A 16673-nucleotide genomic window follows, 5' to 3' on the forward strand; every position below is an offset into this window, starting at 1 on the left:
CCTATAAGGTTCTTAATCTAATTGATGCTTTTTGTTTATTTGAGTGCTAAGCGCATCTCGTTGATAGCATGTTCATAATCATCTGCGTTGAATATTGCAGAGCCAGCGACAAACATGTCTGCACCAGCTTGGCGCACGTCTGCGATGTTACTAGCTTTTATACCGCCATCAACTTCGATACGCACATCCAAACCTAAGTCGTCGATACGCTTTTTGATCGCTTTGATCTTTGTTAGTGCATGCTCAATAAACGACTGTCCACCAAAACCTGGATTGACAGACATTACCAATACATAGTCAAGTTGATGCAGGGTATGATCTAAAACAGTCAATGGTGTGGCTGGGTTCAGTGCTAGCCCTGCTTTGCAACCATGACTCTTTATCAATTGAATACTCCTGTCTACGTGCTCCGATGCTTCGGGGTGGAAACTTATCATTGAGGCACCCGCTGTCGCAAATTGAGTGATCATTTCATCAACGGGTTTGACCATTAGGTGGACGTCAATTGGCGCTGTTATTCCGTGTTTTCTCAATGCACTGCATATCATCGCGCCAAACGTAAGGTTCGGCACATAATGGTTATCCATCACATCAAAATGCACTATATCTGCCCCAGCTTGCAACACAGCGTCTACTTCAGCGCCAAGTTTCGCAAAGTCTGCAGAGAGTATCGAGGGTGCAATTAGCGGGGAGTGTTTCATCTGTCATCTTCCAAAAGCGGGTAGTCTACTAAATTCTCTTTAGCTTCAAAAGGTAATGTTTTGCCCTATATTGATGCCGATGCATTGCCGTGGTGCAACCGTTGGTCACATTTAAGTAACTGAACACTACAAATGAAATCTAATTAAACATTTGCCAATTAAATATTATCTTTTAATTCAATTGCTTAGGTGTTTATTTTTGGTTTTTGTAAAATGGGCACTGCATTTGCTAAGTACAATCAAACAATAAGAATAAATAATGACAGTAATCATTTATTAACTTGTACACTTTTTACGGAGAACACAAATGAAAACTTTAACTAAACTGACGTTGGCCGCTGCGGTTGTAGCATCTTCTTTCGGTATCAGTAAAGCTGCAAACGCAGAAGTTTCTGCTAACATCGGCGCGACGACTAACTACGTTTGGCGTGGTGTTTCACAAAGTGCAGACGCTGCATCAGTATCAGGCGGTATTGATTATGCAAGCGAAAGCGGGTTCTACGCAGGAACTTGGGTTGGTTCTTTAGGCGATGCTGATTCTGGTTTCAACGGCACAGAAACTGACTTCTATCTTGGTTTCGGCGGCGAGACAGATACATTCAGCTATGACGTTGGTTATATCTATTACGCATACACTGAACTAGACGATTCTGATTTTGGTGAAATCTACGCAAACATTGGTTTGGGTAACTTCGGTGTTGGCGTTGCTTATACTGTAAACAGCCAAGTAGCTGAAGGTTCTTTATTCGATTCAGGCGACATCTACTACTCAGCTAGCTACGGCGGTATTGCTTTGGGTAGTGATTTTGAATTGGCGTTAACTGCAGGTCTTTATACTTTTGACGCGGACTCAGACGCTGATTATGCTCACTTCCAAGCTGATATCAGCAAGGGTGATTTCACTTTCAGTATTTCAAAAGCGCAAGAAGAAGCCGGCGATGATGACATAAAATTCATTGCAAGTTGGTCTGCTAGCTTCTAAAAACGATTTGTAATTCGTTTTACGTTGTATCTAAGGACAGCCTCATAAAAGAGGCTGTTTTTTATTGTGGGTTAGAAATCTTTGTCCGTAGCTATTTTCGGTCCACAGAAAAATAGCCAAGACGGCTTGTTCATTTTTGTATACATAGTATACTACCCAGTAATTTCTTAAGTCCTTGGGGCAGTGATTTGTTCTCTACAATACTCAAATTAAAGCACAAACCTTTGCAGACACTTGTAGTGACGGTGTTAGTATGCTCAAGTGCTTTAATACTGCCAAAGGCTTTTCAAGCCTCTTCTCATTGTTCACAACATTATGCAACGGCCGAATCATCATCTACGTTTGTTTGCGAGCAAACTCTGCAAAATAGAGTGAGTTGGTCGACTTGGTTACTTAATAAGTCCAAATCAAGTCAATTCCATTTTTTAGACTTACTTGAGCTTTTATCTAGAAAAGCTGATTAGTCAGTGTCTGCCAATAAGTGGAAAAAAGCAGTTAAAAGCGTTATTAGTAGCTTCTTGGGTGTGCAATCACAGCGAAATTACGAAGAAGATTTTACTGAATCCCCCTCTCCCTTACCTTTCATTGTCGTGGGTGTGGTGTTCGTAACGATCTTCGTATTATCTTTAATCGCATTGGTTTCGTTGGTTTCTTAGCAGGTTAATGTAAAAAGTGTCACACCAAGCTCAATGTGCCCTGGTGCTGCTTATATGAGTTAAAGAATTCGATTAGTTGATGATGACTAACAGGCCGAGAGATAAAATACCCTTGAATGTAATCACAGCCTAGACCAGCTAGCATATTGAGTTGTTGTTCAGTTTCTGCGCCTTCAGCAACAATCGGTACACTCAAACTATGAATCATTTGAGTTAAGGAGCTAATAATGCGTTGCTGCTTCTTATCTGTATCAATTCGGTCGAGTAGGGAACGGTCTAATTTTACAGTGTCGTAACCAAATGAACTTAAGTAAGATAGTGATGAATAACCGGCACCAAAATCATCTATGGCAACTCTAAAACCCAATTGATTAGCAAGTTGAACCCACTGACTTGCCCGTGAAAAGTTTGTAATAAGGGTGGTCTCAGTAATTTCTAGCTCCACTCTATTTGGTGAGATATTACGTAGGTCAAGTTTGTTTTTAATTAGTTCCAGCGCCTTGTCATCTTCTAGTTGAGGTGAACTGATATTAATTGACATGATGAGTCTGTTGTAACCCAATTCATCAAGGCGCTCTAATTCGTTGACTACTTCAGTTGCAATCCAATCAAATAAAATAGTCATATTTTCGCTTTCTTCCAATACATCAATAAAGGTTAAAGGCGGGATATTACCAAGCACAGGGTGCTCCCATCTGCACAGTGCTTCAAGTTTAGTTATGTCCTGCGTCTGTGCACAAACAATCGGTTGATAAACCATTCTGAGTTGATTTGCATTAAGGCTACTTAGAAAGTCATGTTTGATTGAAAATCGTTCTTTGGCCTTTGCTCGCATTGAAGCGTCAAAGAATCTATATCTATTTTTACCATCTTCTTTTGCTTGATACATGGCTATATCAGCGTAACGAAGCAATTGATCTGGTTTCAAAAGACCTTGTTCTTGTATTGCAATGCCAATACTTGCAGTCATGTTGATGTTACTGTCGTAAACCGAAAAAGGTGAATTAAATAATTCGACAATAGCCTTTGCCATCTTTAGGAGTGAACTGGTGCTAGAATAGCTCGTGTAAGCTATTACAAATTCATCACCGCCGATGCGGTAGACCTTAATATACTTGTTCGAAACTCCTTTCAATCGATAACCAATCTTTTTAAGGATGATATCACCGGCTTCGTGACCTAAATTATCATTGACGGGTTTAAATCCATCTAAGTCTAGAAAAAAGATGGCAATTTTTTCATGCTGTTTAATTCTAGAAATATCTTCTATCAACACGTTTCGAGTAAATAGGCCTGTTGTCGAGTCTATCGTAGCTTGGCGAACCAGTTTTTGCTGCGAGTACTCTAATTCATTCTGATAGTTTTCGAGTAGATCAATTGCATTTCTAAATTCATTTTCGAGGTCATTGAGTTCGTCGACATGTTTGGAGTGCTTGATGTTACCTAGCTTTAAACGAGCGTGATCATATTGTTTATCGCCTATCAGCTTAATGGTTTTTCTTAGCTTATTTATTTGAGAAATGGGAATAATCGAAAACAATATAATCGTGATTAAAATACCCAGTGTTAAGGTAATAAAAGAAATAATGACATATTGTTTTTGCTTTTGTTTGAGAGAGACTACTTGATTAACGTTGCTAACCAGTAGCAAGTTGAGATCTTGATGAATGCCTTGAAGTCGATTTTTCCACACAAAAAGATGCTCCTGCGTGGTGCTAAGCAGTAAACCATTTGTCGAAATACTATCGAATTGTTCGATTGATAGCGTCTCAGAAAAAAAGCTTGGGATTACTTGTAGTTCATTACCTGTGTTTTGAAGCATTGACGATATGGTTCGTTGTTCATCTGCTAAGTTTAGGATGTCACTAACTAAAAAAGCGTTTACACCTAAAACAGATGAAACATAGTCGAGTGTGGGCGTAAATTCCGAAGCAATCGTGAAGCTAATCCCTTCTCCATTGTTACCCCTATACAAACTAGAAACCATCAAGTAACACCTAGATTCGCAAACTACTCCGGACACTTGGTTGCTATCGCTAATTAATTGGTTAACGCTTTCTTGTAAACGTCCATTAATTCTATCTCCCAAGTAATATTTTTGGTTTTTTTCTTCAACGACAAGCGCATCTAGCGAAAAACTAAGCTTAAGTTTCGACCAGTTAGCTTTGAAAAATTCAGTGGCAGGAAGTGCTACCTCGTTGTTAGGTGCGGTGTTATTTAATAAGTATAAAGTAAATAATTCTTGTGAGGCATTGATTTGAGCTTCGATAGCTTTGTCTAATAAGAGCTTAAGAGAGTCAGTTTGGCTTTGCTTTAGCTCACTTAATTGATTATTGAGTTGATGATCTTGTTGGCTGCTGACAAAGCCATACGAGGCGGCAAGAGATACTAAAGCAACAATATTTATTGTCACTAAGGTCTTTAGCAGCAAGCCCTTTATTCTTATCATTTTTATACGGCTATCTTATTGTTTTTATTTTTCTACTGAGTTCATGTTAACGATACAAAAGTCTAATTCATAGTGGGTAATGGTATGATTTTTTAAATTTGAAATGATTTTTAAGAACATTTTTAGCGAAAAAATAAGTATTTAGTTTTATTGACATCTTTTCCTGTTTTTATTGTTCATTAAGTGCTTATCTTGCATGGTACAAGGCTAATACTTCGGTCACTTTATTTCTGATCGCACCTTTGCAGCTGATATTTCGCTGAACATCAATCGATGAAATTGAATCTGCATGTTGATAAATTTCTCTGGTAATAGCTAAGTCATGATTTGAAATGAGTGTTGCCACACCACGCTCTTGTACTTTTTGAGCTTCTAATACTATTCGTCTTTGATCTTGTTCACTAAATTTGTGTCCAGCATAAGCCGTAAAATTAGCGGTTTGATTAATCGGAGCATATGGAGGATCACAGTATATAACATCACCTACTTGAGCAAGCTTGAAAGCTTTGGAAAAATCACCGCATAGAAACTCTGCTTTTTGCGCAACCACATTAAATTGGTTTATTTCTCGTTCAGGAAAATAAGGCTTTTTATAGCTACCAAAAGGCACATTAAACCCGCCTTTAGCATTGTATCGACATAATCCATTGTAACCATGGCGGTTTAGAAATATGAATAGGCTCGCTCTTTCTAATTTGCTGGACGCATTATTGAAGTGCTCACGCAAGGCATAGTAGTTTTCGGGGGTATTGTTTTTACTGATAAATAGCTTCTGCGTTTTGTTGAGAAGTGACTGGTGTTTAGTTTTTATCAACTTGAATAGATTGATAAGATCAGGGTTTGTATCAACAAGTAGATACTCTTCAAACTCAAGGTTTAAAAATACAGAGCCACCGCCGACAAATGGTTCAATTAAACGCTTCTTCTTGTCACTGGGAAGATTGTCTTTTATGTGATGAATGATACGCTTCTTACCGCCAGCCCATTTTAAGGGGGATTTTCGTTCTGTGTTTAGGCTTTGCTGGTTGGCATCTGCGTTTTTTATTATTTTTGTATTCACTGATGTTTTGATGGCGTATTTCGTGGTGCAGAGATTAACATAATTTAAGACTTGTTTTGTATTTCTTGTTTTATTTGCCCTGCTACTTTTGCAAATGGCTCTGCATTGCGAACATTAGCCGGCAAATCTTGAACGGCTCTCCTGGCTTCATCAAGTGAGTTAAAGGCTTGAGCATATAAGACAACATACCACGCTCCTCCATACCGATTGGTTTCATAGATCCATGTATTTTCTTTGAGCTTGTTAGATTCAATATACGTTGCTAAAACCGATGGGTTTTGTATACCGGATAGTTGTAATAGCACAGCATCATCTTCAAGCGTTAAAATGATATTTTCATCGAACAAATAGGCTGGCGTTAATTCTTCAGCGGTTTCTTGCTCTAAACCCACACCAAGCGCGGCATCTAATTGCTCAACATTTATTATATCCGGTACCGCAAAATCGCCGTTGGTCGCTGAGTCTTCAACACTTTCTGGACTATCTTCCACTTTGCGCTCTGTATTTCGATTCTGCCAATCAGAGACCAAAATTTCGTTGGCTTCAAAAGGCATCTCTTCGACCACTTCAAGCTGTGTTTGCGGCAGTATTTCGAGATTGCTGGTTTGCTCAGCTTCGTCTATAGAGGTTGTTGTAATATCTTGTGTATCTTTTGCTTCAGCAACGTCAGGAAGCTTGCCAGTTTTTAAGAACTCACTCACATACCCGGGATATTGCCATGAAATCATGCCTATGAAACTTGCGAAAAAAATAACCAGTACGGCTGAAATAAACCATTTGTTACCCAAAAGATTGGCGCTATTTGCTTCTCCACGGCCGAAGAACTGACCTCTGAAGCTCGCATTGCTTTGAGACATCAAGTTTTCAAGTGCTTTGGGATCAAAACCAGTAGAAGAAATTGAGTGGTTGGACAACAAGACTGGTTTGTCGCTATTTTTATTCGGTAACCATTGTTTAGCGTGTTCTGCCCATTTCGTTTCACCGAACAATATTATATTTAGGTGCTGATCTTTAGCATGTTTTCGGCTGTGTATTACCCACTCCCAAAGCTCCTGCAGAAAGTCATTTGGCAGGTGTTCTGAAAATTTAATACACACCAAGAAAGGTCCGGACTGTTGAGAAAGTGATTTGAGTAATTCTTTTAACGGGCGAACATAGCTGCCTACCGTTTGTCCCATCAGTTGACGACAGATAAGACGGCGATAGTCACTTGCATCCATTGACTCTTGAGCTTCGATATAAGAAATTTCAGTGTTTTCTTTTTGTACTGATAAGAAGTCTTCTAAGCTTTTCTGTTGTTGCGCTATCGTATCACCACTCACAAAAATGAGTTGCGACGAATAATTGACCAAATGTTCAAGCCTGTTTTGCAATTCTGTCAATTATGTTGTTTCCTATCTTCTTACCTAGTGAGTCTATTTTCGACCAATTTTTGTGTTATTCATTTAATCGACAAACGGAATTTCGTTGTATTTGATACCAAAAGTACTAGCCAAGTAGGTCTGTTAGCTCGTCGGACGTAACATCATCATAAACGCCAGCCTTACCAATATCAGACGGTAATATAAAACGCATCGTACTATCGAGGACTTTCTTGTCGCGTTTCATGTGCTTAATATAAGCGTTCGCATCCATTTCTGCTGGCCCTGTAATAGGCAGTTGAAAGTAGGATATTAATTCTTGAATTCGCCCAAACTTTGACATATCAAGCCAGTTACGCATGTTTGAGAGCTTTGCAGCAAGAACCATTCCAGCAGCGACAGCCTCACCGTGAAGCCAGACGCCATAGCCTTTTTCTGCTTCGATTGCATGCCCAAATGTGTGCCCGAGGTTTAATAAGGCACGCACACCATTTTCACGCTCATCCAATTTGACAACTTCAGCTTTTATCTTGCAACATTCGTATATTATGTGACGTAACGCGTCTGGGTCTCTTGCTTTAATGGTCACAGCATTGCGTTCTAGCCATTCGAACAGATTGTAATCGTACATAATGCCGTACTTAATGACTTCCGCCATACCAGCATTGAACTCACGTTCACTGAGCGTTGAAAGGCTATTTGTATCAATATATACGGCTTTGGGCTGATAAAATGCACCGATCATATTTTTGCCAAGTGGATGATTAACACCTGTTTTTCCACCTACCGATGAGTCGACCTGCGATAACAACGTAGTAGGAACTTGAATAAATGGGATACCCCGTTGAAAGCAGGCTGCAGAAAACCCTGCCATATCACCGATGACTCCACCCCCTAGTGCGACAATGGTTGTGTCGCGTGAACAACCCAGTTCAATGAGACGGGTCTGAATATGTGAAAAGGTATCAAGTGTTTTGTATTTTTCACCGTCGGGAAGTTCAATCAATTCAACTTTTAATTGAGCGACGGTAAGTGCCGAGATAATCGTTTTTGCATAAAGCGGTGCGACAGTCTCATTACTAACCACAACTGCTTTTTTTGTCGTTATCTCAGAAACTAAAAAACCGGCCTGATTGAACAAACCGGTTTCGATATAAATGGGATAACTACGATCTCCCAAATCTACGTTCAAAGTGGGCATTTCGTAGTCTCCTTACTCAATGTCTATGCGTGTGGCTGTTTTTCTTTGTCTGCGCGATTGTTTTTTACGCGCTTTAATTTACAAGCCAATTTTATTTATGATTTGATTTGCAACGGCGCGTGCACTCTGGTCGTCAGTTTCAACGACGTAATCGGCTACATCTTCGTACAATGGGTTGCGCTCGTTAGCTAAATCTCTTAATACTTGCTCTGGGTCTTCAGTTTGAAGAAGCGGACGCCTTTTGTCGCGTTGCGTTCGTGCTACTTGTTTGTCAATTGTTGTCTGCAGATACACAACAATACCGCGCGCCGACAATCTATTACGAACATTTTTAGACACGATTGACCCGCCACCCGTTGCAAGCACGATACCCTGCTTGTCGGTTAAATCGTTAATGATGCCTTCTTCGCGTTTTCTAAAACCGTCTTCGCCTTCAAGATCAAATATCCATGCGATATCTGCGCCTGTTCGTCGCTCAATTTCTTGATCAGAGTCATAAAAGTCTAGATGCAGTTCGTCTGCAAGGTGCCTACCGATAGTACTTTTGCCTGCTCCCATCGGACCGACAAGGAAGATATTACGTTTTTCAGCCATGTTTGCTTATTTCACAGTCTAATATATCTATAAATGAAGCTGGTTCGGTGTCTTTATTTTTGATGAACCACCTATGTTCGTTTTAATAAGTAATTGATTTAACTTAAAAAACGGGCGAATAGTTTCCCCATTGGAAAATCTGGAACGCGGATTATCTCAAGTAATGATGAATAGATGCAAGCTTTGTGTGAAAAACTGTCAAAATTAGCCTGTAGCACTGTCTATTTAATCTGAGGTCAACGCGCTGATGAATGTACTTAGTCACTCATTTTATTACACATTTTTTAATTAATTCACTCGGTTATTATTTTTGGTGTTACAAAGATCAGAAGTTCTCTTTTTTCTTCTAGTGTAGATGATCTTTTGAACAAATTACCCACAATTGGTAAATCACCAAATAGCGGAACTTTCGAAACAGCATCTGTACTAATTTGTTGAAATATTCCTCCAAGTACGATGGTTTCGCCATTTTCGACTAAGACTTGTGTGCTTATTTCTTGCGTGTCAATTGCCACGGCAGGGCCTGTCGAGGTAGAAACAGTTTCGCCGCGAGTATCTTGAGTAACAACTAGGTTCAAAATTATCCTGTTATCAGGCGTAATGTGCGGAGTGACTTTTAGGCTAAGTACCGCTTTTTTGAATGCTACAGATGTTGCACCACTCGATGTGGCTTGTACAAAAGGAATTTCGGTTCCCTGTTCTATGTAAGCCTCTTGCTGGTTAGCTACTGTAATGCGTGGACTCGCGATAATTTCGCCCTTGTTTTCTGACTCTAACGCGCTTAACTCTAAGTCAAGTATATTGCCATCAAGCAAATTCGCTATTTGGAAACCAATGCGCCCTGCGCTATTAGACACGGGTAAATTGACGTTCAAGCGTTCTGTTAAAGAGGGAACAAGTCCTGCGCCCGCTAAATTAGCGCCTTCTGCAGAGCCGGAGACACTGCTATCATTTCCCGTTCCAGTAAAGCCCCAGCGGACACCCAATTGCTCATCGATATTGTCTCGAACTGTCACCATTCTAGATTCGATTAATACCTGTTTGACTGGGACGTCGAGTGATTTGATAACCCTTCTGGCTTCATCGATTGAAGCTAATGTATCTCTGATAAGCAAGGTATTCGTTCTTTCATCCACGCTGACACTGCCACGGTTACTTAGAATACCCCCTTCGCTAGATTTCAATATGCTTGCTAACTCAGCTGCCTTTGCATAATTGACGCTAATGTTGGCAGACGTTAATTCTGCAAGATTTTGCACTTGCTGTTTAGACTGTAGTTGCTGAGTTTCTCTTGCCGCTAATTCTTCAGAAGGTGCGATTAGTAAAATATTTCCCTCCAAGCGCTTATCAAGCCCTCTGATTTTCAAAATCATATCCAGCGCCTGATCCCATGGCACGCCAGTTAAACTGATCGTTACATTTCCGTTGACTGTGTCGGTGGTAACTAAGTTAAACCCATTTACTTGGGCGATTATTTGAAGGACTTGGCGCACCGGTACATCTTGAAAATCTAGTGAAATAGGCTTGCCGGTGTATTGAGGTGTGTTCACCTGTTCAATTTCGTCTTTGGTTAACGGTGAAATACGGACCAATACTGTATTTTCATTTTCCGTTTTATTGACTTTGACTTGGTCACTGTAAGTTATTTCAACACGAATCACATCTTCGTCTTGAAATGTTTCTATTGCAGTCACATTCGTGCCAAACTGAGTTACATCAATTTCAACAAACTGTTCATCAGCCAAGCTTGCACCTTCGATACTGAGTGTTGCCTTTCCTTGTGCTTCAATCAGGTTGACGCGAGCGGGCAAGGATGTAAAGCCTAATTCGACTACGCCAGCTGCTCCATCTCTTGTAAAATCAATATTGTTAAGGGTGCTAAGGCTTTCATTTTTTTCATACGCAGCTGGGTTAGATAGTGGAACCTCAGATACTTGTGCATGAGTAACCCCAACAGAAATACTAATGCAAAATAGACAAGCAATTAATCTTGTAAACGTGTTTCCGGCATGAAGTTTTTCTCGACTATACATTATCATTTTCCCCAGGCACTGAAGACATTGTCAGTGTTGCTTGTTTTGTTTTCCAGCAGCCTGCTCCATCTGGGAGCAATTCTTGAATAACCAATTGTGTATCGTTAATACTCGTCACCTTGCCATTAAACAGGCCTATATATTGGCCACGCTTAACGCGATGGAGGCTACCGTCATTCGCCTTGATTAACGCCCACTGTTGACCGTTAATACTAAACACGCCCGCCATTCTTAGTGCATCGATACCATATGACTCGAGTTTTGTTTTTTGACGATTGCGTTGAGGTTGCAAGCAATTAGCGTTGTTATTTACGACTTCTGCGCTTTGTCCAAGGTTTTGTTTGCGTTCAAAAGGGCTTCTTAGATCACTTGCACCATATTCAACCGGCTCTAGCTTGTTGAATTCAGGATAAGCCTCAATACTCACTTGAGTGTTTTGCTTTATGTCATTGGTAAACACGACGAGATCATCAACTTTTGCACCGCAACCGCTAAGCATGGTGCCACCGGTAAGTAATATGAGTATTTTTTTCATTATTTACTCCTACTCCGTCGTAGCTGCACGATAGGTTTTAGCTTGCATTTTCAATGACAACTCACCGTTTTGAGTCGAAATATCGAAGTCATGCAGCGTCACAATACGTGGTAGGTTTGCGATGTTCGAAGCAAATTGACCAAACTCGTGATACTTACCGCTTACCTCTATTTGTATCGGCAATTCAGTGTAAAACTCTTTAGGAATTTCTTGTTGCCAGTTTAAAAGTTTAAATGACAGGCCTGCATCGGTGCCTACAAACGTAATATCATCTAGCAAACCGGGAGTTTCGTTGCTTGTGGGAAGTGATTTAAGCATTGAAGAAAAGTCTTCTTCAATTCGAGCAAGTTGTTCTTCGTAAGCTCTTAAATTAACTGCAACGCGATACTTTGCTGCAAATGTTTGTTTTAACTCAGCTTCTTGCTTTTTGGTCGCTTCTAAAATCGGAAGTTTGCTACTTATAATGCCGTAGTAACAGATAGCCGATACCAATATGACGCAAAACAGCGCAACCACTACTTTGATTTCTTTAGGCCAAATGGCAACTTGTTCAAAATCGAGTTCGTTGATTTCTTTGAGTTTAGAAAAATCAAAAGCCATTTAGTTTGTCCCCTCGTTTTGCTCGTCGATTGTCACTGGGGCCACCTTTGCACTCAAAGAGAAGGTTAACTTGAAATTACTTACGGCATTAAGTGATGCCGCATCGGCTTTTATCGACGATAATTCACCATTGGTAAACACTTCCGAGGCTTGGAGGTTACGCATAAAAGAAGATAGCCGGTTATTTGATTCGCTGATCCCAACCAGTTCGATACGATTGCCATTGCGTGACATCTTTTCAAAAGACACACCATTAGGCACGATGCGCGCAAGTTCGTCGAACATGATGGGGGATACGTTTCGGCTAACTTGCAGTTGTTCAATTAATGCCATTCTTTGTGAAATGGCCGATTTTGTAGTCTTAATATCTCTAATTCTTGCAATTTGGGCATCTAGAATACTGATTTCTTGATTTAGATAATTATTGCGAAACTCTTGATTTCGAATTTGCTTTTCAATGAATTCGCCGAGTAACCAAAATGCTAAAAACACGATTAAGGCGATAAATATCAGAGAGCCCAAATATTGTTTTTTATCTTTTTGACGCTGTTCCTCACGCCAAGGGAGTAGATTTACATGTGCCATTCGTTAAAACCTCTACTCGCAAGACCAAGTGCGATAGCCATTTGTGGCGAGAGCTTGATTAACTCTTCGGCATTTAATTTGTCTGATATCGAGGCCCTCAATAATGGGTTGAAGTTTTGGACCTCGATTCCTAAGTCTTTACTTAGCTCCTCAGCGATACCCGGCAGTACGGCTGCTCCTCCCGCTAGCAATATTTTTGTGGGTTGAAGCTGATGAGTGCTTGATGAATACATTTGCAACGCGCGCTGAATTTGCTGTTGTAACGCCGAAATAAATAAGGGAAGAGTATCGTTGAACCAAGCTTCTGGTGCTGTCCCTGCAGCTAATTGATCTTCGATTTCTTGAGTGTCTAAACTGTGAATGACCGATAAATCTTGGATAAATTTATTGATGCCAAATGGATAGTCTTTGCTATAGGTGACTAAGCCATCCTTTACAAAGCACAATTGAAGCATACTTGAGCCAACCGATATACAGCACTGAGGTTCTTCGTCCTGTATGTCACTGAAATACTTTATTGCATTGCCTAATGCATAGGTTTCGATGTCAACGACCTTTGGCTCAAATGGCACTTCTCTAACGAGTGTTATGCGGCTATCAACTAGTTCTTTATGAGCGGCCGTCAGCAACACTTCTACTTTGCCGACGTGTGCTGAGCTTTCTCTTATTTCCTCAAAGTCAATGTAGACTTCATCAATTGGATACGGAATCAAACTATCAGCTTCGATCTCTATTTGGCTTTCTAATTCAAAATCTGTTTGGTTTGGTTCCATGAAAACTGTTTTACTGATAACTGAAGGGCCAGCAACTGCAATAGCGACCAATTTATGCTTGTTTTTAAGTGACAGTTTGACTTTTTTAAGTGCGCGGCTAACAGCATCGTAATCTTTGATTTCTCGCTCATTGAAAGCATTACCATTTATCGACTCGCAAGCAAAGCCCGTTACTTTTACGGAATCGTCTATTCTATCTAGACAAATAGCCTTGATATAACGTGTGCCAATGTCTAAACCGATAATGCTTTTAGCTTTTTTCTTAAAAAGCGAGTTCATTCAATAGTCGCTCTGAGTTAGTTCTAGTATGATATGTCGTTAATAATACTGATTTTCTTTGTTTATACTGTTGTGTTAACGACACATAGGTATAAATAATGAATATTTTAATGCAATCTAACAACGTGAATAATTGCCAGTGAAGTTACTTAAAACCTTATTTTTACTATCCTTGCTAGGGTTTATCCTAGGTGTTGCAAGTGTTTTAGGTATGTACTTATATCTCAAAGATGACCTGCCTAGTGTTGATGTATTAAAAGAAGTCAAACTGCAAACCCCCATGCGTGTCTTTACTCAAGACGGTAAATTAATCTCGCAATACGGGGTAAAAAGAAGAATACCTGTTTCGCTAGAAGATGTCCCCGAGACCTTGGTGCAGGCTATTATCGCGACAGAAGACAGTCGTTTTTACGATCATATCGGTGTCGATCCCATCGGTGTTTTGCGCGCCTTTGTCAACCTGGTGGTAACAGGAGAAAAAGGGCAAGGTGCAAGCACACTGACGATGCAAATGGCTCGTGGCTTTTTCGGCCTTACTCGCAAAAAAGTATATTCTCGAAAAATAAAAGAAATCTTTATTGCTTTGCATATGGAGCAAGAGCTTAGCAAACGTGAAATTCTCGAGCTTTATCTCAATAAAGTCGAATTGGGGCATCGTGCATTTGGAGTGGGTGCAGCCGCGCAAGTCTATTACGGCCGTGATCTACACGAATTGACCTTGGCAGAAATCGCCACCATTGCAGGTCTTCCACAAGCGCCCTCTGTATTAAATCCGATAAGTCGTCCTGACCGCTCAGTTGAAAGACGCCGAATAGTCCTATTAAGAATGTTGGATGAAGGCTACATTACTCGTCAACAATATGATGAGGCTGTTTCTGCGCCAGTAACTGCAAAAAAACATGGCGCTGAATTAGATCTTGATGCACCGTATTTGGCAGATCTCATATACAACGAAATGGTCGAAATTTACGGTAAAGAAATTGCTGAGACCAGCGGTTTCAATGTGTACGCGACCGCAGATTATGAAACACAAAAAGCGGCACAAGAAGCAGTCATTCAAAATTTACATGATTACGATGAACGACATGGTTATCGAGGTCCTATCGAGCAACTATGGCAGCCACTTGATGTGAACGCGATGGAAGAGCAAGGATATAGCTTGCCACTATCTGTTGAAGACGCTCAAAAGTTTGAAGAAGAGTTTGGCTTTTATGAACCTTGGACGCAAGAGCAGATTATCGAGCGCTTGAAGCAGGAAACAGAATATGGTCAATTAATACCTGCGGTGGTGACTCAAGTCTTTGAACAAGAAGTTGAAATTAAACGTTTAAAGTTTGACGATAATGAGTATCAATTGTTAACCCAAACTATCTCTTGGGATGGATTAGACTGGGCAAGACCTTTTATCAATGACCAAAGTCAAGGGCCTGATCCGCAAGTTGCGTCGCATGTCGTCACCGAAGGTGCTTTAATTTATGTGCGCCAGCGAAAACAAGACCAAGTGTGGCAAATAGCACAATTTCCAGATGCTACCGGCGCGCTAGTAGCTATGTCACCCGAGAATGGTGCCGTCAAAGCTGTCGTGGGCGGCTATAGTTTTTATCAAAGTCAGTTTAACCGTGCCACACAGGCTAAGCGCCAAGTCGGTTCAAATATTAAACCCTTTATTTATGCAGCCGCACTTGATAGCGGATACACCATTGGCAGTATTATAAACGATGCGCCGATTAATCAGTGGGATGCTAACTCTGGTGTCGCATGGCGCCCTCAAAACTCGCCAGCGATTTACGATGGACCTATTCGTATGCGCGTTGCGCTGGGCAAATCAAAAAACGTAGTTTCAGTGAGGTTGTTACGTGGGGTGGGTTTGGATGAATCGGTTGAATATGTGCAACGCTTTGGCTTTGAAAAAGAAGACATTCCGCGAGACGAAACCCTATCACTTGGTTCCGGTTCGCACACACCGCTTGAGGTCGTCACTGGCTTTGCGTCTATTTTCAATGGTGGCTTTGCGGTCGGACCTTACTTCATTCAACGTATTGAAAACGACCTTGGTGATTTAATTTGGGAAGCCGATCCTGTTTATGCGTGCGACCCTTGCATAAGTGAAGATGAGCAAGTAAACGAAGTCATTGACGAAAATGACATCGAAGCGCTTTTAGCGGCAGAATTTGCGAACACGCTACCCGAGCAAAATGATGCTACCGTAAAGCGTCCTGCTGAAAGAGTGATCAGCGAACAAACCGCATTTTTAGTTCGGGACATGCTAAGAACCGCAGTGCGTGCGAATGGTAGCTGGAATAACAAGACGTATTGGCTAGGCACGGGTTGGCGAGCGCGTAATATTTTGCAAAGAACCGATATTGGCGGTAAAACCGGCACAACCAACGATTCTAGAGATACTTGGTTCAGCGGTTATGGCGGTGATTTAGTGGCCACTTCTTGGGTCGGCTTTGATGATCCCGCTCGACAACTTGGGCGTGTGACCAGAAACCAAAACCTGGTCAACAAAGATCCAGAAAAATTTAATTGGATTGGAAATGCTTTGATTGGCGTTGAAGATGGTGCGAAAGGCGCCCAACCTGCTTGGATCAGGTTTATGCAAAGTGTACTTGAAGGCACTGAAGAAAAAAGCAAACCGATTCCCGAAGGTATCGTCAGCGTCAGAATTGACCGTGCTACTGGCAAGCTAACTGATAAAACCGACCATACCAGTTTGTTTGAATACTTCAAAAAAGGAACTGAACCAACCACTTATGTACTAGATAATGAGTTATCATTGCCGATAGAAGAAGAGGAAAAGACGACAGAAGTCGAAGATATCTTCTAAACTGACTATATAAATATAAAAATATCTCTTAAAG

At 40.8% G+C, this 16673-nt stretch carries 14 protein-coding genes; 3 read left to right on the forward strand and 11 right to left on the reverse strand.

Annotation, left to right across the window (positions count from 1 at the left end):
- Nucleotides 1-35: 35 nt before the first annotated feature.
- A complete protein-coding gene (gene rpe, locus KUL10_RS05170; RefSeq protein WP_110427834.1) occupies nt 36-701 on the reverse strand; it encodes a ribulose-phosphate 3-epimerase in 666 nt (221 codons plus the stop codon).
- A 307-nt stretch (nt 702-1008) separates the two neighbouring features.
- Here rpe and KUL10_RS05175 point away from each other — a divergent pair, with 307 nt between their 5' ends.
- Together KUL10_RS05175 and KUL10_RS05180 are read left to right on the forward strand one after the other, a co-directional pair.
- Nucleotides 1009-1683, forward strand: coding sequence for a TorF family putative porin (locus tag KUL10_RS05175; protein WP_110427835.1), 675 nt, complete (start codon nt 1009-1011; stop codon nt 1681-1683).
- A gap of 467 nt (nt 1684-2150) precedes the next feature.
- Entirely contained in the window at nt 2151-2339 is a 189-nt protein-coding gene (locus tag KUL10_RS05180) for a DUF2970 domain-containing protein (protein ID WP_110427836.1), read from the forward strand.
- Between the two features lie 19 nt (nt 2340-2358).
- Here KUL10_RS05180 and KUL10_RS05185 read toward each other — a convergent pair whose 3' ends face one another.
- The 10 genes from KUL10_RS05185 to pilM form a co-directional block, all read right to left on the reverse strand.
- Nucleotides 2359-4788, reverse strand: coding sequence for a bifunctional diguanylate cyclase/phosphodiesterase (locus tag KUL10_RS05185; RefSeq protein WP_110427837.1), 2430 nt, complete (start codon nt 4786-4788; stop codon nt 2359-2361).
- 187 nt (nt 4789-4975) lie between these two features.
- The gene (locus KUL10_RS05190) at nt 4976-5848 is read right to left on the reverse strand and encodes a Dam family site-specific DNA-(adenine-N6)-methyltransferase (RefSeq protein ID WP_233499713.1); all 873 of its coding nucleotides are present in this window, start codon (nt 5846-5848) and stop codon (nt 4976-4978) included.
- Between the two features lie 44 nt (nt 5849-5892).
- The gene (locus KUL10_RS05195) at nt 5893-7230 is read right to left on the reverse strand and encodes an SPOR domain-containing protein (protein WP_110427838.1); all 1338 of its coding nucleotides are present in this window, start codon (nt 7228-7230) and stop codon (nt 5893-5895) included.
- A 106-nt stretch (nt 7231-7336) separates the two neighbouring features.
- Entirely contained in the window at nt 7337-8410 is a 1074-nt protein-coding gene (aroB, locus tag KUL10_RS05200) for a 3-dehydroquinate synthase (protein WP_110427839.1), read from the reverse strand.
- A 78-nt stretch (nt 8411-8488) separates the two neighbouring features.
- Complete coding sequence (gene aroK / locus KUL10_RS05205) at nt 8489-9004, reverse strand: shikimate kinase AroK (RefSeq protein ID WP_110427840.1); 516 nt, start codon at nt 9002-9004, stop codon at nt 8489-8491.
- A 293-nt stretch (nt 9005-9297) separates the two neighbouring features.
- A complete protein-coding gene (locus KUL10_RS05210; protein WP_110427841.1) occupies nt 9298-11037 on the reverse strand; it encodes a type IV pilus secretin PilQ in 1740 nt (579 codons plus the stop codon).
- On the reverse strand, nt 11030-11572 hold the full coding sequence (locus KUL10_RS05215) for a pilus assembly protein PilP (protein ID WP_110427842.1): 543 nt from the start codon (nt 11570-11572) through the stop codon (nt 11030-11032). Before KUL10_RS05215 ends, KUL10_RS05210 begins: the two co-directional genes overlap by 8 nt.
- A 9-nt stretch (nt 11573-11581) precedes the next feature.
- Nucleotides 11582-12172 (reverse strand): type 4a pilus biogenesis protein PilO, encoded by a 591-nt coding sequence (locus KUL10_RS05220; protein ID WP_110427843.1) that lies wholly within the window; start codon nt 12170-12172, stop codon nt 11582-11584.
- The gene (locus KUL10_RS05225; protein ID WP_110427844.1) at nt 12173-12757 is read right to left on the reverse strand and encodes a PilN domain-containing protein; all 585 of its coding nucleotides are present in this window, start codon (nt 12755-12757) and stop codon (nt 12173-12175) included.
- Nucleotides 12745-13809, reverse strand: a complete 1065-nt coding sequence (pilM, locus tag KUL10_RS05230) for a type IV pilus biogenesis protein PilM (protein WP_110427845.1) — start codon at nt 13807-13809, stop codon at nt 12745-12747. The genes KUL10_RS05225 and pilM overlap by 13 nt, the downstream gene beginning before the upstream one ends.
- A gap of 139 nt (nt 13810-13948) precedes the next feature.
- Here pilM and KUL10_RS05235 point away from each other — a divergent pair, with 139 nt between their 5' ends.
- Nucleotides 13949-16639 (forward strand): penicillin-binding protein 1A, encoded by a 2691-nt coding sequence (locus tag KUL10_RS05235; protein ID WP_110428035.1) that lies wholly within the window; start codon nt 13949-13951, stop codon nt 16637-16639.
- Nucleotides 16640-16673: the final 34 nt, after the last annotated feature.

Source organism: Glaciecola sp. KUL10, assembly GCF_003203515.1.
GTDB lineage: Bacteria > Pseudomonadota > Gammaproteobacteria > Enterobacterales > Alteromonadaceae > Glaciecola.

What these genes read in the sequence shown, in the direction of transcription:
- KUL10_RS05210 (WP_110427841.1), bottom strand. Translation starts at nt 11,037, where the DNA reads ATGTATAGTCGAGAAAAACTTCATGCCGGAAACACGTTTACAAGATTA.
- KUL10_RS05175 (WP_110427835.1), top strand. Translation starts at nt 1,009, where the DNA reads ATGAAAACTTTAACTAAACTGACGTTGGCCGCTGCGGTTGTAGCATCT.
- pilM (WP_110427845.1), bottom strand. Translation starts at nt 13,809, where the DNA reads ATGAACTCGCTTTTTAAGAAAAAAGCTAAAAGCATTATCGGTTTAGAC.
- rpe (WP_110427834.1), bottom strand. Translation starts at nt 701, where the DNA reads ATGAAACACTCCCCGCTAATTGCACCCTCGATACTCTCTGCAGACTTT.
- KUL10_RS05215 (WP_110427842.1), bottom strand. Translation starts at nt 11,572, where the DNA reads ATGAAAAAAATACTCATATTACTTACCGGTGGCACCATGCTTAGCGGT.
- KUL10_RS05220 (WP_110427843.1), bottom strand. Translation starts at nt 12,172, where the DNA reads ATGGCTTTTGATTTTTCTAAACTCAAAGAAATCAACGAACTCGATTTT.
- aroB (WP_110427839.1), bottom strand. Translation starts at nt 8,410, where the DNA reads ATGCCCACTTTGAACGTAGATTTGGGAGATCGTAGTTATCCCATTTAT.
- KUL10_RS05185 (WP_110427837.1), bottom strand. Translation starts at nt 4,788, where the DNA reads ATGATAAGAATAAAGGGCTTGCTGCTAAAGACCTTAGTGACAATAAAT.
- aroK (WP_110427840.1), bottom strand. Translation starts at nt 9,004, where the DNA reads ATGGCTGAAAAACGTAATATCTTCCTTGTCGGTCCGATGGGAGCAGGC.
- KUL10_RS05225 (WP_110427844.1), bottom strand. Translation starts at nt 12,757, where the DNA reads ATGGCACATGTAAATCTACTCCCTTGGCGTGAGGAACAGCGTCAAAAA.